Consider the following 21,043-nt stretch of genomic DNA (forward strand, 5'->3'; position numbering starts at 1 on the left):
GCCTAAATTGCTCGGGCAGGATGAATTCGACGGATGCAGCGACGGACGCAGATCGCAGCAGGTCCCGATCGTCTGCGGCCCAGCGGGTACCCGAGCGGTGAGGGGAGGCGACAGGCGGGCGTGGTGAATGCCAGAGGTGCCGTTGCGCCCTTGGAGCGGCAGCGCATGCGGATGCGGCTGCTCGGCGCCGTGGACGAGGACCGGCGCGATGTCGAGGTGGTGCTGACCGCGCTCCAGCAGGCCGTGGCCGAGGTGCACGGCCTGGGCGGGATGGTGCATCTGCCGGGCGGCGGCATGAGCGGCGTCCTCTACCTGGTCGCCGACAGTGGCCTGCCCGAGTCGATGACCCGGCCCTGGCTGATCATCCCGGCCCGGGGCAAGGCGCCGCCCAGCAGGGCAGCCCGCAGTGACATCGTCGCCTGGCAGCCCGACCTGGCCCCGCCCGACCCGATGCCCGGCCGGGACCCCGCCGCCCTGTGGCCCTCCGGGCTCCCCGCCGGCATCGGTCACCTGGCCGTGCCCATTCCGGGCGGCGGTGGTCGACGCGGCGCCCTCTCCGTCCTCTTCGCCCCGGGCGTCGAGCGCGGTGCGACGGAGCACGCGTTCCTGAACGAGGTGGCCGCCTGGATGTCCGAGCGGCTCAGGTCGTCCGGGACCCTCTACCCGTCCCCCACGCTGCTGCAGGCCCTGGAGAACGGGCCGGCACAGCGGGAGGGCTCCCCGCAGGACGTGGAGGACGCGGACGACGCGGAAGGGGCGCCCTCCGTCACGTACACCTGGGATCTGCGCACCGGCGAGCTGGCGTCCGACGGGCCGGTCGAGGAGGTGCTGGGCGACATCGATCCGCTGGTGCTGAGCGACGGCATCGAGGCGTGGGCGGCGCTGATCCACCCGAAGGACCTGCCGGGGGCGGTGGCCGGCTTCGACGCGGGCATCCAGCAGCGCGGCGGTTTCCAGAGCGAGTACCGGATCCGGCGCCAGGACGGCACGTACCTCTGGATCGAGGCCTGCGCCCGGACGATCGCGGACGAGGAGGGGACTCCGGTGAAGGTGATCGGCACCCTCCGCAACAGCGACGAGACGCACGACGCCGCCGAGTCGGTGGGGCGGGCGCTGCGGCACATGAGCGACGGCTTCGTCGCCCTGGACACGGACTGGCGCATCGGTTTTCTCAACCAGGCCGCCGAGCGGCTCTTCGGCGCCGCCGGAGACGTGGCGGGAGCCGTGCTGTGGCAGGTTCCCGCGATTCGTGCCGTGCCGGGGCTGGAGCAGCGGTGCCGGGCCATCGCGGCCGAGGGCCGCCCGGCCGGATTCGACGTGCCGTGGCCGGACGGGAGGTCCTGGTACCACCTGCGGCTGGTGCCGCTGCCGGAAGGCCTCACGCTCTACATCACCGACACCACCGAGCGGCATCTGCGGGAGGTGGAGCGGGCCGCCGCGGAGCGGGCGGCCGGGGAACGGGCGGCTCTGGTGCAGCGGATCACGCGGGAGCTGGCCGAGGCGGTCACGGCGCAGGACGTGATGGCGGCGCTGGCCGACGGCGTGATGACACCCCTCGGTGCCACCGGACTCATCATGCTCGGCGTGGTCGGCGAGCGGCTGACCGTGATCGGCTCCCGGGGATACTCGCAGCGCTTCACCCGGCTGCTGGACGGACAGTGGACCGTGCGCGACACCACGAACCCGGTGGGGGACGCCCTGCGCACCCGCGCCCCGCTCTACATCGCCTCCCCGGAGGAGTTCCTGGAGCGTTACCCGGAGGCCGGGGCCCTGATCCGGGAGGGCTGCCAGGAGGCGTGGGTCTTTCTGCCGCTTGCGGTGTCGGGGCGCGGGATCGGCGCGGCGGTGATCTGCTTCGACCGGCCGCGGGGACTGGACGACAACGAGCGAACCCTGCTGACGGCGCTCAGCGGACTGATCGGGCAGGCGCTGGAGCGGGCCGGGCTCTACGACGAGGCGACGACCCGGGCCCGTACGCTCCAGCGCAGTCTGTTGCCGCAGGCACTGCCCGAGCTGCCCGAGGTGACGGTGGCGGCGCGCTACCAGCCGGCCAAGCAGGGAGCCGACGTCGGCGGCGACTGGTACGACGTCATCCCGCTCTCCGCGGCCAGGGTGGCGCTGGTGATCGGCGACGTCATGGGACACGGGATGGCCGAGGCCGCCACCATGGGCGGGCTCAGGACAGCCGTCCGCACCCTCTCCGAGCTGGAGCTGCCACCCGACGAGATCCTCGTCCATCTCAACGACATCGTGGGCGAGTTGGGCACCGACACGTTCGTCACCTGCCTCTACGGCATCTACGACCCCGTGACCCGGCAGCTGTCGTACGCCAGCGCCGGTCAGCCGCCCCCCGCGGTGGCCCAGCCCGACGGCACCGTCACCTTCCTGCCCATGACCCCGGACCCGCCGCTGGGGGTGGCCACGCCCCCCTTCGAGACCCTTGAGGCCCTGCTGCCCGCCGACAGCCTGCTCGCCCTCTACAGCGACGGGCTGGTGGAGAGCAAGGACAGGGATGTCACCACCGGCATGAACCGCCTCGCCGAGTTCCTCTTCGAGTCCGTGAAAGCCCGGCCGGCCGGGCCGGCGGACGGCTCCGACCTGGACGCCCTCTGCAGCGCCATCACCTCCGCGCTGCTCCCCGACCACGGCGCGCTGACCGACGACGCCGCCCTGCTGCTGGCCCGCACCCACCCGCTGGCGGCGGAGAACGTCGCCGAGTGGCCGCTGCCGGAGGACCCGGTGGCGGCGGGCCAGGCCCGCGAGCTGGCCCGCGGCCAGCTCGCCGAATGGGACCTGACCGACGAGGACCTGGTCATGACCACCGAACTCCTGGTCAGCGAGCTGGTCGGGAACGTCGTCCGGCACGCCTACGGCCCCATCCGGCTGCGCATGCTCCGCAGCCGGGCACTGATCTGCGAGGTCTCCGACGCGAGCCTGACCACACCGCACATCAGACACACCTCCGCCACCGACGAGGACGGGCGCGGACTGCAGCTCATCTCCGCCCTCTGCCGGCGCTGGGGCACCCGCCACACCCGAACAGGAAAGTCCATCTGGACCGAACAGCCCCTGCCCGGCGCTTCAAGTGATCTCTGACCTGGCGAGCGGATCAGGACGGATGAGGTCAGGTCAGGTCAGATCATGTCAGGCCAGATCAGGTCAGGTCAGCGGGTCGAGGAACGTCAGTACGGAGGCGTCCTCCTCGATCAGCGGGGTGAGGGCGGCGTTGAACGGGGCGCCGTACGGCTGCCTGAGGTGTGTCTGGAAGGCGTCCTCGTCGCGGTACACCTCGAAGATCCAGAAGGCGCGGGGACCGGACGCCTTGGTGTAGGCGTCGAAGGCGAGGTTGCCCTCCTCCTCGCGGACCTTCTCGGCGTACTCCCGCAGCAGACGGGCGACTTCGTCCTCCGCCCCCTCGCGGGCGGTGAACTCGGCGAACAGGGTCTTGGTCACTGGGGTGTCTCCTTGCGTTGTCGGGGTGGAGTCCGGGGGTGGTCAGCGCTTGGCCAAGTCGCCCTGCCACGGCGGATTGGGGCCGGCGACCGCGCAGGTCAGAGCCGCGACCCGAGTGGCGAACGCACAGGCTTCGGCGACCGCGGCGAGGTCCAGGTCCGGGAGCCGGCCGCCGAGGAACCCGCGGGCACCGAGGTGGTGCAGCAGCCCGGCCGTGAAGGAGTCCCCGGCCCCGACCGTGTCGACCACCTCCGTCTCGACCGCGGGCACCTGGACGCGTTCACCGTCGAGGGAGGCCAGGGCCCCTTCGGCGCCGCGGGTGATCACGACGAGCCGCGCTCCGGCGGTGTGCCAGATGTCGCAGGCCTTCTCGGGCGGCGTGTCCGGCAGGAGGAGTTCCAGGTCGTCCTCGCTCAGCCGCAGTACGTCGGCGAGGCCGCACCAGTGCTCCAGCCGGGCGCGGTAGGCCTCGGGACGGACCAGCAGCGGCCGTACGTTGGGGTCGATGCTGATGGTGGCCCGGGGAGCGGCGGCCGCCAGGAACTCCTCCACCACCGCGGCGCCGGGCTCACGTACCAGCGCGAGGGAACCGGTGTGCAGACAGGCGGTTTCGGACAGGTCCACCCCGGCCAGTTCGGGCGGTGTCCACTGCCAGTCGGCCGTGTTCTGGGCGTGGAAGGAGAACGCGGCCTGCCCCAGGGCGTCCAGCTCCGCGACCGCCAGCGTGCTGGGTTCGGCGGCCGCGACGGCATGGGACAGATCCACTCCCGACGCCTCCAGACGAGCCCGGAACAGACGGCCGAACACATCGCCGGAGAGCCGCGCGAGGAAGCGGGCCGGAGTGCCCAGCCGGGCCAGCGCCACGGCCGTGTTCGCAGGTCCGCCGCCTGGCAGCACGCGCAGGGCGAGCTCGTGCGGGGCGCCGGCCGGTTCGGCGAAGGCGTCCGCGACGCACTCCCCCAGGACGGTGATCTGACGCGAGCTCATGGGCTGGCCTTCTTTCCGGCTGAATTCCTGCTGCGTTCCGGCTGCCGACCTGCAGCGGGGGAACGTTGCCGATTTGTGACGAGTGCAAGGCATTGACGTTGCCGCGAGCCGGAGTCCATCATCCTCGCCAGGCGGTGTCAACGATGACATAAGTCAACGATGACACCGCAGGCAGTCCGCTCCGATCAGACCGCCGCTCGCCGTCCCGCATCCCGCAGGAGTCGTTCATGTCTCGCACCACTCGTCTGTCCCCCTCCCTCCTCAGGGCCGCCGCGGTCACGGGCGTCGCGGCCCTCGCTCTCACCGCCTGCGGATCCGGCTCCGGATCGAGCTCCACCAGCGCCGGCTCGGGCAGCATCAAGGTCGGTCTGATCACCAAGACCGACACCAACCCGTTCTTCGTGAAGATGAAGGAAGGCGCGGAGAAGGCCGCCAAGGCGGACGGCGCCCAACTGATGACCGCCGCGGGCAAGTTCGACGGGGACAACGCCGGACAGGTCACCGCCATCGAGAACATGGTCGCCGCCGGGGTGAAGGGCATCCTGATCACCCCGAGCGACTCCAAGGCGATCGTGCCCGCGGTCCAGAAGGCCCGCGCCAAGGGTGTCCTGGTCATCGCCCTGGACACCCCGACCGACCCGCAGAGCGCGGTCGACGCCCTCTTCGCCACCAACAACCTCAACGCCGGCAAGCTCATCGGCCAGTACGCGAAGGCCGCCATGAAGGGCAAGACGGCGAAGATAGCCACCCTCGACCTCGCACCGGGCGTCTCCGTCGGCGTCCTGCGTCACAACGGTTTCCTGCAGGGCTTCGGCGCCACGGACAAGGACGTCGCCTGTGCCCAGGACACCGGCGGCGACCAGGCCAAGGGCCAGACCGCCATGGAGAACTGCCTCCAGAAGAACCCGGACATCAACCTCGTCTACACGATCAACGAACCGGCCGCGCTGGGCGCATACACCGCGCTGAAGGCCAAGGGCCGCGAGAAGGACGTCCTGATCGTCTCCGTCGACGGCGGCTGCACCGGCACCCAGGCGGTCAAGGACGGCAAGATCGCCGCGACCTCGCAGCAGTACCCGCTGAAGATGGCCGCGGAGGGCGTCAAGGCGGTCGTCTCCTACGCCAAGAACGGCAAGAAGGCGTCCGGTTACACCGACACCGGTGTCAACCTGATCACCGACAAGGCGCAGGCGGGCGTCACGTCCAAGGACACCGCGTTCGGCCTGCAGAACTGCTGGGGCTAAGCCGCCCCCAGGCCCGCGACACCTTCCCTTCCCCCTCGCGGGGCGGCCGGCTCCTCCTCCCCGCCCGGGACGGCCGCCCCCTTGTCCTCCAGTCCTCCTGCCAGGAACGTGCCGGGCGGACAAGGACTTCTGTCTTCCGACAAGGACTTCGCATGACTGCCACGACCACGCCCCCGGGCACGTCCTCGCCGTATGCCGACCTCAAAGCGCCGACCACGCTCCGCAGACTGCTCACGGCACCGACCACCGGTCCCCTGGTCGCGCTGCTCCTGGCCTGCGCCTTCTTCTCGATCTCGACCGACCAGTTCCTCACCGGCGGTAACTTCTCGCTGATCGTGCAGCAGGTCATGGTCGTGGGCACCCTCGCCATCGGCCAGACCCTGATCATCCTCACCGCGGGCATCGACCTGTCGTGCGGTGCGGTGATGGCCTTCGGCAGCATCATGATCGCCAAGATGGCCGCCAACGGCACCCTGCCCCCGCTCGTCGCCATCGCGCTGGGCATCGCCGTATGCGCCGGATTCGGCCTGGTCAACGGGTTGTTGGTGCAGAAGATCCCACTGCCGCCGTTCATCGTCACGCTCGGCATGCTCAACGTGGCGTTCGCGCTGACCCACATCTACTCCAACGAGCAGACCATCACCAGCCTGCCCGGCCCGCTGACGGCTCTCGGGCAGACCTTCCCGCTCGGCCACACCGACATCACCTACGGCTCCCTGGTCACCATCGCCCTGTTCCTACTGCTCGCCTACGCGCTGAGCAACACCAGTTGGGGCCGGCACGTCTACGCCCTGGGCAACAGCCAGGAAGCCGCACGTCTGAACGGCATCCGCACCTCCCGCCTGACCATCGGCATATACGCGGTCGCGGGTCTGCTCTACGGCATCGCCGCCCTGCTGCTCATCTCCCGCACCGGAGTCGGCGACCCGCAGGCCGGGCAGACCGACAATCTCGACAGCATCACCGCGGTGGTGCTCGGCGGCACCAGCCTCTTCGGCGGACGCGGTTCGGTCCTGGGCACCTTCATCGGCGTGCTCATCGTCGGTGTGTTCCGCAACGGCCTGCAGCTGATGGGCGTCGCCTCCATCTACCAGACCCTGATCACCGGTGTGCTGGTGATCCTCGCGGTGACCGTCGACCAGATCTCCCGGAAGAAGTCCCGATGACCGCCACCTCCTCCCCCACGCCCGTGCTGCAGGCCCGCGGTCTGGTCAAGCGCTACGGCCATGTCACCGCCATCGACGGCGCGGACTTCGACCTGCTGCCCGGTGAGGTGCTCGCCGTCATCGGCGACAACGGCGCCGGTAAGACCAGCCTGATCAAGGCGCTCACCGGCGCGCTGGTCCCCGACGCGGGCGAGATACGCCTCAACGGAAAGCCCATCACCTTCTCCGGTCCGCAGAGCGCCCGTGCCCACGGCATCGAGACCGTCTACCAGGACCTCGCCGTGGCCGCCTCCATGGACATCGCCTCGAACATGTTCCTCGGGCGCGAGCTGCGCCGTCCCGGTGTCCTCGGCAGTGTCTTCCGCATGCTCGACAAGAAGCGCATGCGCGAGGAGGCCTCCGAGCACATGGCCGACCTGAAGATCGGCCTGCGCTCGCTCACGCAGTCGGTGGAGACCCTCTCCGGCGGACAGCGGCAGGCCGTCGCGGTCGCCCGGTCCGTCGCCTGGGCCGGCAGCGTCGTCGTCATGGACGAACCGACCGCCGCCCTCGGAGTCAAGGAGTCGGGGCAGGTCCTGGACCTGATCCGGCGCGTCCGCGACAAGGGCCTGCCGGTGGTTCTGATCAGCCACAACATGCCGCATGTCTTCGAGATCGCCGACCGGATCCACGTCCACCGGCTGGGCAAGCGGGCTGCGGTGATCAAGCCGTCCGACTACTCCATGGCGGAGGTCGTCGCCATCATGACCGGCGCGCTCACCGTCGATGAGGCCGGAGGTACCGTCGTAGCGGATTCCGAGGCCGCGAAGGCGGCCGGAGTTCAGGCCAACTGACCACACGACCCAGCTCCCGCATGTTCCGGCCGAGGCCGCGGCCGGAACCCGGGGGCTGACAGGAGACGTTCCTCCATGGCTGCGAGCCGCCGCCCCACCCTGGCCGACGTCGCCCGGGAAGTAGGTGTCAGTGCCAAGACGGTTTCCCGGGTCCTCAACGAGGACGGCCCCGTCTCGCCCCGGACCAGGGAACAGGTCCTCGCCGCCGTGGCCCAACTCGGCTTCCAGCCGAACCTCATGGCCCGCAACATCCGCGTCGGCGGCCCGGACACCACCATCGGCCTGGTCATCCCCGACCTCGCCAACCCCTTCTTCGGAGCCGTGGCCCGCGCCATAGAGGACACCGTCGGCGAGCGCGGGCTGACGCTGCTCATGGGCTCCTCCGCGGACGACCCCGGCCGGGAACGGGCCCTGACGGACAAGTTCCTGGCCCGGCGCGTCAGCATCCTGATGATCGTGCCGTCCGTGGGCGCCGACCACTCCCACCTCAAGAGCCACCGCGCGGCGGGGCTGCCCGTGGTCTTCCTCGACCGTCCGGGAGTCGGCCTGTCCACGGACAGCATCGTCAGCTCCAACCGTGCGGGCACCCAGGACGGCGTCGCCCACCTGATCGCCCACGGCCACCGCCGCATCGGCTTCATCGGCGACCTGCCCGTGAAGCTGTACACCCGCCGCGAACGCCTGGCCGGATACCGTACGGCGCTGCAGGAGGCCGATATCGCCTACGACCGCTCGCTGGTCACCAACGCCCACGACCAGCCGGCGGCGGCGACGGCGACCGCCCAGCTGCTCGCCCAGGCCGATCCGCCCACGGCCCTGTTCGCCGGCAACAACATGGTCGCGCTCGGCATGGTCGCCGAACTCGCCCGCAGCAAGCGGAAGGACATCGCCGTCGTCGGCTTCGACGACGTCCCGCTCGCCGAGGCGCTCGAACCGGCCCTGACCGTCGTCGCGCAGGACCCCGAGGAGATCGGCCGGGCAGCCGCGGCCACCGCCCTGGCCCGCCTCGACGGCGACCGCTCCCGGGCCCGCACCATCACCGTCCCCACCCGGCTGATCGTCCGCGGCTCGGGCGAACGCCCTTCGCCCGCACTGCAGGAGGCCTGACATCGGCGGCGGACCGGTGGACGGGAATGGCTTTCCCCGTCCACCGCTCCGCCGCTCCACCGCTCCGCCGCTCCACCGCTCCGGAGCGAGCAGACCTGTCTCGTACGCCATGACAACGGTCTGCGCGTCGCGGTCGCGCACGCGGATCCAGCCAACGCGCCGCCCCCGCGCTCCCGGATGCCTGACCCTGTCGGCCGAATCCCGGCGGGAGCCGCGCTCCCGCCTACGCCTCCGACCCCGTGGCGCCCACGCCCGGCGTGATCAGTCCCGTCTCGTAGGCCACGACGACGGCCTGGGCGCGGTCGCGCAGGCCGAGTTTGGCCAGGATCCGGGAGACGTGTGTCTTCACGGTGGTCTCGCTCAGATGGAAGCGCGTGGCGAGTTCGGCGTTGCTCAGGCCGCCGCCGAGCGAACGGAGCACTTCCAGCTCGCGAGGCGTGAGCACGGACAGGTCCCGGTGCAGGGCGGCCGTCCGGGGGTCGCGGGAGACGAAGCGTTCGACGAGACGCCGGGTGATGGCCGGGGCGAGCAGCGCGTCACCGGTGCGGGCCAGGCGGACGGCGGCCACGAGGTGTTCGGGGGTGACGTCCTTGAGCAGGAAGCCGCTGGCCCCCGCGGTGAGCGCGGCGTAGACGTAACGGTCGAGGTCGAAGGTGGTCAGGATGAGGACACGCGGCGGATCGGGCACCAGTCCCGAGAGGATGCGGCGCGTCGCTTCCAGGCCGTCGGTGCCGGGCATCCGGATGTCCATGAGGACCAGGTCGGGGCGGGTGCGGAGGACCGCGTCGACCGCCTCGTCCCCGTCGGCGGCCTCGGCGACGACGTCGATACCGTCCGCCGCCAGGATCATGCCGAATCCGGTGCGGACCAGCGCCTGGTCGTCGGCGATCACCACGCGCGGCGGCTCGGTCACAGCAGCTCCTCGACCGGGATGACGGCATGCACCCGGAAGCCTCCGGTCGGGCGTTCGCCCGCCTGGAGGGTGCCCCCGTAGACGGCGAGGCGCTCCCGCAGGCCGATCAGTCCGTGGCCGCCGCCGGGACCGGCCGGCGCCTCGGAGGTGCCGCCGGTGTCGGACACGTCGATGTGCACGGCGCCCGGGACGTGGTCGACGGCGATCCGCACCCGGGCGCCCGCGGCGTGCCTGACCGTGTTGGTCAGCGCCTCCTGCACCACGCGGTACGCGGCCAGGTCGGGGCCGGCCGGAAGGGGTACGGGGGTTCCGGTGACGGCCAGTTCGACGTGGACGCCGGTTTTGCGCAGGCGGTCGGTGAGGGCCGGCACCTGGCCCAGACCCGGTTGCGGTGCCAGGTCGGCCTCGGTGGCCGGGTCGGGGCCGTCGCCCGCCATGGTGAGCAGGCCCATGACGTGGCGGAGTTCGGCCATCGCGGTGCGCCCGCCGGCCTCCACGGCCAGCAGTGCCTCGCGGGCCCGGTCGGGCGAGCCGTCCATCACCTTGCGTGCCGCCCCCGCCTGGATCACCATCACGCTCACATTGTGGGTGACGACGTCGTGCAACTCACGTGCGATCCGGGACCGTTCGCGGTCGACCGCGAGCCGTGTGGCGCTCTCGTGCTCTTCCTCCAGGACCCGCAGGCGCTGCTTCCAGGTGTGGATCGCGTTGGCTGCGAGCCCCACGCCGAGCAGCGCGAGGAACGGCACCAGACCGGGGGTGAAGGACGGGAAGTTCTCGTCGTGGAACAGGGCGAGCAGAGCGGCGCCGACCACCAGACTCGTGAGCGCGGGGCCCCGGTGGGGGCTGTACACGGCGGCGCTGTAGGCGGCGACCACACAGGAGAGGAAGGTGTAGACGGTCGCGTCACCGCCGCCGAGCCGCTGGTTGAACAGCAGGCTCGCACCGATCACGGCCCAGAACGCGGCCAGCGGATACCGGCGGCGCACCACCAGCGGCAACGCGGTCAGCGCGCCCAGCACCAGCTGCCAGGGCTGGACCGCCCCGAGGTGCTGCACCACATCCGCCGGCGGGAGCGGGGCGTCCGGCGGGGTCTCCGGCACCGGCACACCCGGCGTCCACGGCACCACCACCGGCGGAACCCGGACGTCGCCGCTGCCCTGCCTGCGGGCGGCGACCAGCGTGCAGCCGGCGAGGACGAAGGCGAGGATCGCGTCGGCCGCCCACATCCACCGGGTCGGACCCGGCAGCGGGCTCCTGCCCCGCAGGGCCGCGACAGCCGCCCGCCACCGCTCCACTATCTCCGCCCGCACAGCCCCACCCATGCGATCAGTGTGGCAAGCCCCGGCCCCGGCCACATCCCTCCTGTTGTGGACGACAGCTACATCCGGCGCGTACATCGCAGGGATGACGCGGCGGACGGGTCATCCGGGGAGGGCAGACCGTCTCGCCTTCGCAGCCGACGCCCCCGGCCCGCCCCCGCCCCTACCGTCGGGCCGAACCGTCAACCGCCCGCCCCTGGAGGCACCGTGGCAGCGACCGAGCCCGTCATCGAGATCCGCGAGGTGACCCGGACGTACGGGGAGGGGCCGCCGGCCCTCGCCGACGTGACACTGAGCGTGCGCGCCGGAGAGGCGGTCGCCGTGCTCGGGCCGTCCGGCAGCGGCAAGTCCACGCTGCTCAATCTGGTCGCCGGGCTCGACCGGCCGACCGCGGGCGGCGTCACGGTCGACGGAGTGCGGGTGGACGGGCTGAGCGAGGCCGGATCGGCGCGGTACCGGCGGGCGAAGGTCGGCATGGTCTTCCAGTTCTTCAACCTGCTGGACGACCTGACGGTCACCGACAACGTGCTGCTGCCCGCCCAGTTGGCGGGCCTGCCCCGGGCCGAGGCCCGCAGACGTGCCGCGGGGCTGCTGGAGCACCTCCGCGTCGACCGGCACGCGGGCGCCTACCCCGGCACGCTGTCCGGCGGGGAGCGTCAGCGGGTCGCGGTCGCCCGCGCCCTGATGAACCGTCCGGCCCTGCTGCTCGCCGACGAGCCCACGGGCGCGCTGGACACCGCCTCCGGCGAGGACGTACGGAAACTGCTGGCCGAACTGAACGCGGAAGGGCAGACGATCATCCTGGTCACCCACGACCGGGTCCTCGCCGAGTCGTGTACGACACGGACCGTCGAGCTGGTCGACGGCCGGATCGTACGGGACACCGAGCACGCGACGGCGGTGGCCCGATGAGCGCCCTGGGCGGGGGGAGCGCCCTAGGCCGGGTGGTGCGCGCCGGTATAGGCCGGCGGCGCGTACAGACCGCGGTGATGGTCCTGACCACGCTCATGGCCGTCACCGCGTCGGTGCTCGCCACCGGGCTGCTCGTCGCGGCCCGGGCGCCCTTCGACCACGCCTTCGCCGAGCAGCACGGCGCCCATCTCACCGCGCGGTTCGACGGGACGAAGGTGACGGCCACGCAGCTCGCGGCGACCGCCTCCACGTCGGGCGTGACCGCCGCGGCGGGCCCCTTCCGGAGCCTCTCGCTGCGCCCGCGCACGGCGTCCCGCTCGGACGCGCTGCCGTCGGGTGTCGACCTGCCGCCGCTGACCGTCGTCGGCCGGGCGGACGGCGCGGGCCGCGTCGACGGGGTCACGCTCGTCACCGGCAGCTGGGCCACCCGGCCCGGCCAGATCGTGGTGGCCTACAGCGGACTGCCCGTGCAGCCGGGCGCCCGGCTGAGGTTCCCCGCCGCGCCGGGCAGCCCCACGATGACCGTGGTCGGCGTCGCCCGCTCGGTGACCGGCACCGCGGATGCCTGGGTGACTCCCGCGCAGGCCGGGGCACTGACCGCGAAGGGCAGCCCGCCCACGTACGAGATGCTCTACCGCTTCCGGCACGCGGGTACGGACGCGCAACTGGCCGCCGACCGTGCCGCGATCGCCGCGGCGGTGCCGCGGGGCGCGCTGACCGGCTCCGGCTCCTATCTGACCGTCAGGCAGCAGCAGACCGCCAACACCATGGCGTTCGTACCCTTCCTGGCCGCTTTCGGGGTCCTCGGACTGCTCCTGTCCGTCCTGGTCATCGGCATCGTGGTCAGCGGAGCGGTCGGCGCGGCGACCCGGCGCATCGGCATCCTCAAGTCCCTCGGCTTCACCCCGGCGCAGGTCGTCCGGTCCTACGTCGGGCAGGCGCTGATCCCGGCGGCGGCCGGCTGCGCGCTGGGGCTGGTCCTGGGCAATCTGCTGGCCCTTCCGGTGCTCGGTGACGTCGGCAGGGCCTTCGACGGCCCGTCGGCGTCGATTCCCGTGTGGATCGACGCCGTTGTGCCGGCCGCGGCCCTCGCCCTGGTCGCCGGTGCCGCGCTGGTGCCCGCGCTGCGGGCGGGCCGGCTGCGCACGGTGGAGGCGATCACCGTGGGGCGGACGCCCGGCGCGGGCCGGGGGCGTCTGGTGCGCCGCCTGACGGGACGGCTGCCGTTGCCGCGCGCGGTCGGCCTCGGGCTGGGGAACCCCTTTGCCCGGCCGGCGCGTTCGGCGACGACGGCCGCCGCGGTCGCCTTCGGAGCCGCCACCGTCACCTTCGGGGTCGGGCTCGCCCTGACGCTCGGGGCCGTCCAGTCGGGCCGCATGCTCGACTCGGCCGGTTCGGTCGTGGTGGAGGCGGGCGGCGGTCAGGCACCGCCCGGCGCCGAGGCGGTCCACGCGGGCGGGGGCCCCGGTGCCCCGCAGGCCGACCCGGCGGCGGTCGACGCCGCCCTCCGCGCCCAGCACGGAACCAGGCGCTTCTACGGCACGGCTCAGGCACAGGTCGACGCGTCCGGGATCACCGGCGCCACCGACGTGGTGGCCTACCGGGGCGACGCGTCGTGGGCCGCCCCGCAGATGGTCTCGGGCCGCTGGCTCGACGGTCCGGGACAGGCGGTGGTCACCACGCGGTTCCTGCACGCCGCCGGAATCCGGGTCGGAGACACCGTGACCCTGACCGAGCAGGGCCGGAAGACGTCGGTACGGATCGTCGGCGAGGCGTTCTTCACCGCGGGCCAGGGCATGGAACTCCTCACCCGGACCTCGACCCTCGCGGCACTGGGACTGGACGCGAAGCCGGGCCGGTACACCGTGCAGACGAGACCGGGCACGGATCTGACGCGGTACCTCACCTCGCTGAACGCCGCACTGGACCCGGTCGGCGCCATGGCGCAGGCAAACACCACCGAGACGTCCGATGTGATCGTGACGATGGACGCCCTGGTCGGGATGCTGACCCTGATGCTCGTGGCGGTAGCGGGCCTGGGCGTGCTCAACACGGTCGTCCTGGACACCCGCGACCGCGTCCACGACCTCGGTGTCCTCAAGGCCCTGGGCATGGCGCCCCGTCAGGCCATGACCATGGTCGTCACCTCGGTCGCCGTGATCGGCCTGCCGGCCGGCGCCGCCGCGGTCCCCGTCGGAGTGGCCCTGCACCGGTACATCACGCCCCTCATGGGCAAGGCCGTAGGCATGACCCTGCCGACACCGGACATCGCGGTCTACCACGCCCCCCTGCTGGCCCTGCTCGGCCTCGGGGGCCTGCTCATCGCGATCACGGGAGCGCTGCTGCCGGCCGGCTGGGCCGCCCGGAAGGACACGGCGAGCGCGCTGCGCAGCGAGTGAGCGGCGGTTTCACCGCCTCGGCCCACCAAGCGGCCACCGGCTGTGCCGAGGTACAGCTTCCGCCGCGGGCCGCGACGGGCCATCGACAACCTGCGCACCCGTCGCGACCCGCCGCACCCGCGTGGCGGAAGCCGCCGGAGCCGCTCAGGCGCCGTGCCCGTCGCAGCAGCCGTCCCTTCGCATCAGCCGTCCCAGTCCCAGCCAGTCGTCCTCGGCCGCCGTCGTACGCCCCGCCGACGGCTCGAAGGCGGCGACCAACTCCTCGGTCGTGTACGGCACTCCGCCCCTGAGCACCGAGACCGTACGGACGAGGGTGGCGAAGTCCGTGAACGGGTCACCATCGATCACCGTCAGGTCGGCGAGCCTGCCCTCCTCGACCGTGCCGAGGTCGTCGTCGACGCCGAAGAGGCGGGCGGGGAGGACCGTTGCGGTGCGCAGGGCCTGGGCCGGGGAGAGGCCGCCCCGGTGCAGGGCGCGCAGGCCGAGATGGAGAGAGAGGCCGACGGGGACGAGCGGCTGGTCCGTGCCGAGGGCGACCAGACCGCCGGCGGCCAGGATGCGCCGGTAGATGTCGGTCTCCGTGCGGAGGGTGGCGAGTTGGGCCGCGGTGGGCGGGACGCCCGCCGACTGGCGGACAGCGGCCGTGTCCCACGGGGGCATCACCACCGTGACCCGCGGGTCGTCCGCGAGGGCGGGGTCCGCGCCGAGGAGCGGGGCGGAGGTGAACGGGGTGGCGATCATGGAGAAGTGCACGGCCTGTGCGGTGTAGATCTCCACCACGTCCTCGTAGGCACGGCCCGTTGCCGTGATGGCGTGCCCGAACTCGGCGCGCTGTGTGGCCTGTAGATGGGTCGTCAGGTCCTGGCCGAGTTGTACGCCCGGTGAGAGCAGGTGGCCTCCCGTGCGTACGCCGAGGCGTTCGTGGGCGAAGCGGGCCGCCTCCTCCATGACCCAACCGGGCGCCCGGACATACGTCTTGACGAAGTCCCAGTCCAGGTCGGCGCCCCGTTCCAGTGACCGGCGCAGGCCCTCCCGGGTCCGGTGGGCGCGGCCCATGCTGTACGCGACGCGCGCCCCGTCGAGGAGTTCGCCGGTGGTCAGCAGCCGCGGCCCGGCGAGTTGTCCGGTGGCCACCGCCTCCCGGATGCGGGCCTGCTCGTAGGCGAAGCCGCCGAGGGAGACGGCCGTGGTGATGCCGTAGGTGAGCTGGCCGGCGGTCTGGCGGCCGCCGTAGGTGCTCTGCCAGGGATGGGTGTGGGTGTCCCACAGGCCGGGGATCACGGTGCGCGCGGAGGCGTCGATGCGGCGGAGGGCCGCCGTACGCCCGGACGACCGGTGGGTTTCGACCGCCGTGATGCGTCCGGCTCGTACGACGATGTCGGCGTCCTCGCGGGTCGTCTCGCCCGTGCCGTCCCAGAGGCGTCCCGCGTGCACCACCACGTCCGCGGGGGTGGGTCTGGGAGCGTCGAGGGGGACGCGGACGGTGCGGGCGGGGCCGCCGTCGACGGCGACGAGCCGCAGCCGGCCCCCGGACAGGTACAGCAAGGTGGTCGAGTCGCCGGACCAGGACGGGTGGTCGGCAGGTTCGGTGGTGAGGGTGCGCAGGTCGCCGGCCGGGGTGCCGTCGGGCGCGACGGGCAGCAGACACAGCGCCGACTCGACGATCACCGCCATCCAGCGGCCGTCGGGCGACCAGACGGGCCCGGAGTCGTACCGGTCGGAGATCGAGGTGTGGGGCGCCACCGCGTGCAGCCGGTCGGTGCCCGTCGACGTGTCGACGAGCCGGACGAGGTTGTAGCCCTCCCGGAAGCGGGAGTTGAGACGGTTGCGGTCGCAGAGGGCGAGGTGACGGCCGTCGGGCGACCAGCTGGGACGGCCGGGCAGACCACCGCCACCGAGGGGCGTGACGAGGACGCGTTCCTCGCCGGACGCCAGGTCGCGCACGATCAGCCGGCCGGTCAGGTCGAGACAGGCGAGCCGCCGCCCGTCCGGGGACAGCGCGGGGTGGACCCGGCCGCCGGTCGCGAGCGCGGTCTCCTCGCCGGTGGCGAGATCGTGACGGTACACACCGAGGAGGCCGTCGCGGTCGTCGGCGTAGACGAGCGACCGGCCGTCGGGGGCCCAGGCGGGCGCGAGCAGATAGCGGGTGCGGGGTGCGGTGTGCAGCCGCCGAGGCGGAAGCCCGCCCGAACTTCCCGCCAGCCAGAGGGAGTTGAGGGCGGCAAACGCGATCTGCCGCCCGTCGGGCGACAGCGCGGGCAGATGGATGGCGCGCACGGGACGGGCCCGGCCGGGCTCCCCCAGGTCGTACTCCTTGGTCGCATACCGCGGCCGCCGCACGGGGAGCACTCCCTCGAAGGGGATGGTCTGCGGCTGCTCCGGGCTCTCCGGTCGTACGAGGGTGAAGGCGCCGTCGAGGGTCAGGAGGAGCTGCCCTGCCGGTGTCCAGCGCGGGGGCACCGGAGCGATGTCGCCGGTGACCGGGACGGGGTGACCGTCGACGACCAGGGTGCAGGAGGCGTTCGGGGCGGCCGTGGTGCGCAGATACGCCAGGCGGCCGTCGGCGGCGACGGCGGGGGTCATGACCTGCGCGGCCTCGGTCTCGGTGTGCCGCACGGTGACCGGCCCGGTGCCGTCGGCGGGGACGGCGGCGATCGTACGGGCGTCCAGGCCGGTGCCCAGAGGCGTCGCGACGGGCTTGGCGCGGACGAAGAGGATGCTGCTGCCGTCCGGTGACCAGGTGGGGTCGAAGTCCTCCCACGGGCCGTCCTGGAGGGGGCCGTCCTGGCCGGTCAGGCCGGTGACGCGGGTGATACGGCCGGTGCGCAGCTCAAGGACGTGAATGCGATACGGACTGCCGCTTGCCGGGCCTTCGGGGTCGCCCCCGCGCTCGGAGGCGAAGGCGAGCCGGGTGCCGTCGGGTGACCAGGCCGGCCCGCGGTCGTCCCAGGGGCCGTCGGTGAGCCGGCGGAGGTCGGAGCCGTCGGGGCGCATGGTCCAGAGGTGGAAGCCGCCGCCCCGGTAGGCGCAGAAGGCGACGAGGGTGCCGTCCGGGGAGTGGGTGGGCCGGTTGGGTTCGAGGTCGGCCGGGGTCAGCGGTTCGGCCTTGCCGCCCGAGCGGGGCAGCGACCAGAGGGTGCCCTGCACCTCGGCGATCAGGTGGTCACCGGCGAGGGTGGCCGAGCCGTTGGTGGCCTGACTGAAGGACAGGGCGGGGAGGCCGGTGCGGGCTCGCGCGGTCGGCGCGGTCACACCCAGGAGCGGCAACGCACTGGCGGCAGCCAGGAGTTGACGACGGGTCGGACGAAAGGAGGAGGCGGCGGAGGTCTCGGAGGTCCGGTCACAGTCCATGGCAGCAACACTGCTGCACCAGCAGCCTCGGGCTCAACGCTGTCCCCGGCCATCACTCTGCCGTGTCGCCGGCGCCCGGCCATGGTCGCGTGTCAGCGCGGTGCGTCTCGGCAATTGGGGTGCGTAGTCGCACACCATGGACGCGTTCACGTACCCGGCGTACGCCCTGAGCGATCTGGCAGGTGGAACTCGACAGGACGAGCGGTTCGCCGACTTGCGGCGGATCGCTGATGCCCAACTCCACGGTCGACAACCGCTTTAGGAGTTCGGGTCTGCCCCCGGCCTGGTCGCCCAACGCCTCGTGCGTCGGTGCTGTCCGCGACCGTTGTGGGTCGCCCCTGTTTGGGGTCGTTGTTGTCAGCGTTGGATGTCAGCGGAAGAGCTCTGGCACCGGACAGACTTTCCTAGGCTCCTCCGGCCGGTCGACCCGGCGCCATTACGGGCGCACCAACGGGCAGGAACAGAAGGGGGCATGACGTCGCCGGCATTCCCACCTGGTCGGCCGAAGGCTCAGTAGAACTTCTGGGAGGGCTGGGATGTCGGGCTGGGGCTGCCATCGGACTCGAGTCCGGCGACGCGCTGGTTGTAGTCGTCGACGCTGCCAGGCTTCAGCACGTAGTCCTCGATCTGGCCGTTCGACTGCGGCACCTGCAGAGTAAGAGCGTCGCCGTCGAGGGTGCCGTCAATGACCGTGCTACCTAGCGTCAACTTCACCGTGAGGGTGACCTTGGATCCCTGCAACGTTCCCGTGACGACCGCACGCTGATGCTCCGGGCTGTTGTACTTCACCTCCGTCTCGTCGAGGGTGCCTGTGATGGTGCCGTTCTGCGTCTGGGTCTCAAGGAGGCTGACAGAGTTGTAGTCGCTGCCCACGAGCGTGTGGGGCAGCCCGGCGGCCATCGCTGGCGCGATGGGCTCGGTATCGGGGCCGGAACTGTTACCGGCGCCGCAGGCGACGGTTGTGAGTGCGCAGACGGCAGTGGCGGCGACGGCCGCACGTTTGTGGATCACGAAGCCCCCAAGGCTGTTCAGTGCAGACTCTAGCCTCGGCAGGCCATGACAGCAGGATGATCGACAACAGCCGCAGGCCATGGGTCACCTCGGAGCGGTCTCTTCGAGGTGACTCGCCGTAGGCCCGGCGGCCCTACACAAACCGGCGCATCCGTGGGTCTACCTTTCCCAGCGTGCACGCCCAGAACATCATGTCGATCATTCCCACGGTCAGGCGCAGCATCAGCCGAACCAGCGAGACCGCAAGCCCCACCACTACCGGGCAGCTTTCCAGTCGGTGTCCAGGATCGCCGCATGCACAGCCGCGACGATCAACGTGAACACCAGCACGCCGCCCGACCAGTTCTTCGCGTTGCCAACCAGTGACGCGACCACCGGCGTCCCCCAGGCGAAGATGGCGTAAAGGGCGGGCACGTACATGGCGACGACACGTTTCTTCGCCGCGATGAGGAACAACGGCGGCGCCAGCAAACCGGCAGACAGCACTACCACGACAACCCACACCACCTTGTGCAGCGTGGAGCCATACATGCGGGCTCGGATCGGCGCGTTGATGTACGAACCACTCATCGTCCCCCCCGACTCAAGACAGAGACGCCAGTGTGACCCACAACACGGCTGCCTGTAAGGAGATTGGCGAGGCTTGCAAAACATCCAAGGGCTCAGTGCTCCTAGGGGCCCGGCCCACCGTCCCGCCACTCCACCCAGTTATCTGAGGGTGTTGCAAAGCCGACGACGCCGGATCCGAAGCGGGGATCCGCGTGCGGTGCACCGATGACGGGCTGGCCATCTACGACCTCGCCGACGTGCATCGCCGTCGCGGCACCCTTAGCAAGTGAAGCTCCTCTGAGTGAAGACGAAGCCGAAGTCCGTCCCCGGCACACCGAAAAAGGGACGATGGTCGCATGACGAAGCCACGTCTCAACGAAGAAGAGCACGCCCAGATCGGACAGCAACTGGCCGAGATGCAGAGGGAACTAGTGCGCCTAGCGGTCAAGGTGGCAAATACCTTCCCCCGCACGGGGCCTGAGAGCCTTGCGCACAAGAGGCTGACGCAGGCCGAAGATGCACTAAGGGACGCTCGCTGGGCGTTGGAGAGGGAGCTCTTCCAGGACTACCCCGACGCGGGCACTTCGGTGTACTACCCGCAGCAGCCCTGAGCTGCTGGCACGCTGAGACCAGGCCCCGCCGTCGCCCCCGTCAGTGGCCGGGCCCGCTCACGCTGGTAGCGGACGATCTAGCTGCTGCTCGGTCTCCTCAAGCTTGCCGTACGAGTCCAGCGACAACCGCACCCCGCCGTCGTCGGTGAAGTACAGCGTGGGGCGGTTGTTGTGCACTGTGGTTGCCGGCCACCGCTGAGAGTGGAAGCGAACCCTTCGACTGGGGCCCACCAGGTGAAGGGGAATCGTGCGTCGTTCCCCATGGTCGGCCCGTAGAGACTCCCGACTCAGCTCATAGGCCTCGGCTGCCGTGTAAGCCGAGCTGAAGCGGACTTCCACCTGGTGCACGGGCGCATCGCTGTCATTGCTCGCAAGGACTACCCAGTGGTCGTCCGGCCCAGCGTTCCCCTCGGCGTCGGGCGTCGACCATGCGGGCTGGTGATGCATGCGCACGCGCCGTGCTTGCGCCCACCGCCGACCCTCGGCTGCGGAGCGCAGTTCAGCACGCTCCAGTTCCATCGTGGCCGACTGCTCAGCGATGAAGACCCGTTGTTCTTGGATCTGGTCTCGCTGACTCTTCAACGTCCACACTGCTGCACCCGCTGCTGCTGCAGCGAACACCGTTCCGAGCCACGTGGGGACGTCACCCCAGTTGATCACGCTCATGTGCGCGATTCTCACCCGCTCACCAGAGCGGACGCGCCAGAGTGACGAGTTCGTGACACTGGCCCAGGGCTGGCGGGCAGTCCGCTAGTCGGCGTGGGCAGGCTTGCTGGCCGCCCCGGTGCGGGCAGCCGGCCTGGGATGGGCGGGCAGCAAGTAGAACATGCGGATCGGTACGACGCTGTCCTCGTCCCCGGCGCGGACGAACGCCTTCTGCAGGTCGTCGAAGAACTCGGGCAGGCGGGAGGGAGCCACCGTCGCCACGGCCTGTCGCAGCGCCGGCAGTGTCAGCTCAGGCATGGGGATGGACGGGCCGTTTCCGTCCGCGTACGGCGTGGTCATGGGCCGCCCCTTCCACTCGTCCAGCGCCCTTCCGGCACGGGCCCACGCTAGCGCCATTGTCAATCCCCTGGTTTCGTAGAGACCTCTCCTATGCGGCCTGGCACCTCTGGTCGCTCTTCTTGCGTGCTGCGGTGACGGTCCGTTCGAACTCTTCCGGCGGCAGGCCGCCGGCCGCGCTGT

General features: G+C 71.5%; 17 protein-coding genes. 8 read left to right on the plus strand and 9 right to left on the minus strand.

The features are described from left to right. Positions 1-150 precede the first annotated feature (150 nt). On the plus strand, positions 151-3,096 hold the full coding sequence (locus tag LJ657_RS19055) for a SpoIIE family protein phosphatase (RefSeq protein WP_232649822.1): 2,946 nt from the start codon (positions 151-153) through the stop codon (positions 3,094-3,096). 63 nt (positions 3,097-3,159) lie between these two features. Here the strand turns inward: LJ657_RS19055 and LJ657_RS19060 are convergent, their stop codons facing one another. Next, on the minus strand, positions 3,160-3,453 hold the full coding sequence (locus LJ657_RS19060; RefSeq protein WP_232649823.1) for a putative quinol monooxygenase: 294 nt from the start codon (positions 3,451-3,453) through the stop codon (positions 3,160-3,162). Positions 3,454-3,495: 42 nt separating this feature from the next. After that, positions 3,496-4,440, minus strand: coding sequence for a carbohydrate kinase family protein (locus tag LJ657_RS19065; RefSeq protein ID WP_232649824.1), 945 nt, complete (start codon positions 4,438-4,440; stop codon positions 3,496-3,498). 227 nt (positions 4,441-4,667) lie between these two features. Here LJ657_RS19065 and LJ657_RS19070 point away from each other — a divergent pair, with 227 nt between their 5' ends. The 4 genes from LJ657_RS19070 to LJ657_RS19085 all read left to right on the plus strand — a co-directional run bounded on the left by LJ657_RS19070 (position 4,668) and on the right by LJ657_RS19085 (position 8,790). Further along, a complete protein-coding gene (locus LJ657_RS19070) occupies positions 4,668-5,684 on the plus strand; it encodes a sugar ABC transporter substrate-binding protein (protein ID WP_232649825.1) in 1,017 nt (338 codons plus the stop codon). A gap of 152 nt (positions 5,685-5,836) precedes the next feature. Next, positions 5,837-6,850, plus strand: coding sequence for an ABC transporter permease (locus LJ657_RS19075; RefSeq protein ID WP_232649826.1), 1,014 nt, complete (start codon positions 5,837-5,839; stop codon positions 6,848-6,850). Further along, a complete protein-coding gene (locus tag LJ657_RS19080) occupies positions 6,847-7,683 on the plus strand; it encodes an ATP-binding cassette domain-containing protein (protein WP_232649827.1) in 837 nt (278 codons plus the stop codon). The genes LJ657_RS19075 and LJ657_RS19080 overlap by 4 nt, the downstream gene beginning before the upstream one ends. 75 nt (positions 7,684-7,758) lie before the next feature. Beyond that, a complete protein-coding gene (locus tag LJ657_RS19085; RefSeq protein WP_232649828.1) occupies positions 7,759-8,790 on the plus strand; it encodes a LacI family DNA-binding transcriptional regulator in 1,032 nt (343 codons plus the stop codon). Positions 8,791-9,013: 223 nt separating this feature from the next. On the opposite strand, the gene LJ657_RS19090 is transcribed toward LJ657_RS19085, so the two are convergent. Beyond that, a complete protein-coding gene (locus LJ657_RS19090) occupies positions 9,014-9,703 on the minus strand; it encodes a response regulator (protein WP_232649829.1) in 690 nt (229 codons plus the stop codon). Next, the gene (locus LJ657_RS19095; RefSeq protein ID WP_232649830.1) at positions 9,700-11,028 is read right to left on the minus strand and encodes a sensor histidine kinase; all 1,329 of its coding nucleotides are present in this window, start codon (positions 11,026-11,028) and stop codon (positions 9,700-9,702) included. Before LJ657_RS19095 ends, LJ657_RS19090 begins: the two co-directional genes overlap by 4 nt. Positions 11,029-11,232: 204 nt before the next feature. Here LJ657_RS19095 and LJ657_RS19100 point away from each other — a divergent pair, with 204 nt between their 5' ends. Together LJ657_RS19100 and LJ657_RS19105 are read left to right on the plus strand one after the other, a co-directional pair. Beyond that, positions 11,233-11,937, plus strand: coding sequence for an ABC transporter ATP-binding protein (locus LJ657_RS19100; protein WP_232649831.1), 705 nt, complete (start codon positions 11,233-11,235; stop codon positions 11,935-11,937). Beyond that, positions 11,934-14,336 (plus strand): ABC transporter permease, encoded by a 2,403-nt coding sequence (locus LJ657_RS19105; protein ID WP_232649832.1) that lies wholly within the window; start codon positions 11,934-11,936, stop codon positions 14,334-14,336. The genes LJ657_RS19100 and LJ657_RS19105 overlap by 4 nt, the downstream gene beginning before the upstream one ends. A 144-nt stretch (positions 14,337-14,480) precedes the next feature. Here LJ657_RS19105 and LJ657_RS19110 read toward each other — a convergent pair whose 3' ends face one another. From LJ657_RS19110 to LJ657_RS19120, 3 genes are all read right to left on the minus strand, one after another. Continuing rightward, on the minus strand, positions 14,481-17,687 hold the full coding sequence (locus tag LJ657_RS19110; protein WP_232649833.1) for an amidohydrolase family protein: 3,207 nt from the start codon (positions 17,685-17,687) through the stop codon (positions 14,481-14,483). A 510-nt stretch (positions 17,688-18,197) separates the two neighbouring features. Next, positions 18,198-18,698: a hypothetical protein gene (locus tag LJ657_RS19115; protein ID WP_232649834.1), complete on the minus strand. Its 501-nt coding sequence runs from the start codon at positions 18,696-18,698 to the stop codon at positions 18,198-18,200. A gap of 255 nt (positions 18,699-18,953) precedes the next feature. Beyond that, positions 18,954-19,268 carry a hypothetical protein gene (locus tag LJ657_RS19120; protein ID WP_232649835.1) on the minus strand — a complete coding sequence of 105 codons (315 nt, stop codon included), beginning with the start codon at positions 19,266-19,268 and terminating at the stop codon, positions 18,954-18,956. Between the two features lie 335 nt (positions 19,269-19,603). Between LJ657_RS19120 and LJ657_RS19125 the strand changes: the two genes are divergently transcribed. After that, positions 19,604-19,858, plus strand: a complete 255-nt coding sequence (locus LJ657_RS19125; RefSeq protein ID WP_232649836.1) for a hypothetical protein — start codon at positions 19,604-19,606, stop codon at positions 19,856-19,858. Positions 19,859-19,915: 57 nt separating this feature from the next. On the opposite strand, the gene LJ657_RS19130 is transcribed toward LJ657_RS19125, so the two are convergent. Together LJ657_RS19130 and LJ657_RS19135 are read right to left on the minus strand one after the other, a co-directional pair. After that, the gene (locus LJ657_RS19130) at positions 19,916-20,524 is read right to left on the minus strand and encodes a hypothetical protein (RefSeq protein WP_232649837.1); all 609 of its coding nucleotides are present in this window, start codon (positions 20,522-20,524) and stop codon (positions 19,916-19,918) included. An 84-nt stretch (positions 20,525-20,608) separates the two neighbouring features. Further along, the gene (locus LJ657_RS19135) at positions 20,609-20,863 is read right to left on the minus strand and encodes a hypothetical protein (protein WP_232649838.1); all 255 of its coding nucleotides are present in this window, start codon (positions 20,861-20,863) and stop codon (positions 20,609-20,611) included. Positions 20,864-21,043 lie beyond the last annotated feature (180 nt).

Origin of the sequence: Streptomyces guryensis (genome assembly GCF_021261325.1) — a bacterium.
Classification (GTDB): domain Bacteria; phylum Actinomycetota; class Actinomycetes; order Streptomycetales; family Streptomycetaceae; genus Streptomyces; species Streptomyces guryensis.

Bases quoted from the DNA above. Each gene is read 5' to 3' on its own strand.
- LJ657_RS19065 (WP_232649824.1), bottom strand. From the start codon at position 4,440: ATGAGCTCGCGTCAGATCACCGTCCTGGGGGAGTGCGTCGCGGACGCC.
- LJ657_RS19070 (WP_232649825.1), top strand. From the start codon at position 4,668: ATGTCTCGCACCACTCGTCTGTCCCCCTCCCTCCTCAGGGCCGCCGCG.
- LJ657_RS19075 (WP_232649826.1), top strand. From the start codon at position 5,837: ATGACTGCCACGACCACGCCCCCGGGCACGTCCTCGCCGTATGCCGAC.
- LJ657_RS19080 (WP_232649827.1), top strand. From the start codon at position 6,847: ATGACCGCCACCTCCTCCCCCACGCCCGTGCTGCAGGCCCGCGGTCTG.
- LJ657_RS19085 (WP_232649828.1), top strand. From the start codon at position 7,759: ATGGCTGCGAGCCGCCGCCCCACCCTGGCCGACGTCGCCCGGGAAGTA.
- LJ657_RS19095 (WP_232649830.1), bottom strand. From the start codon at position 11,028: ATGGGTGGGGCTGTGCGGGCGGAGATAGTGGAGCGGTGGCGGGCGGCT.
- LJ657_RS19105 (WP_232649832.1), top strand. From the start codon at position 11,934: ATGAGCGCCCTGGGCGGGGGGAGCGCCCTAGGCCGGGTGGTGCGCGCC.
- LJ657_RS19110 (WP_232649833.1), bottom strand. From the start codon at position 17,687: ATGGACTGTGACCGGACCTCCGAGACCTCCGCCGCCTCCTCCTTTCGT.
- LJ657_RS19120 (WP_232649835.1), bottom strand. From the start codon at position 19,268: ATGAGTGGTTCGTACATCAACGCGCCGATCCGAGCCCGCATGTATGGC.
- LJ657_RS19125 (WP_232649836.1), top strand. From the start codon at position 19,604: ATGACGAAGCCACGTCTCAACGAAGAAGAGCACGCCCAGATCGGACAG.
- LJ657_RS19130 (WP_232649837.1), bottom strand. From the start codon at position 20,524: ATGAGCGTGATCAACTGGGGTGACGTCCCCACGTGGCTCGGAACGGTG.
- LJ657_RS19135 (WP_232649838.1), bottom strand. From the start codon at position 20,863: ATGACCACGCCGTACGCGGACGGAAACGGCCCGTCCATCCCCATGCCT.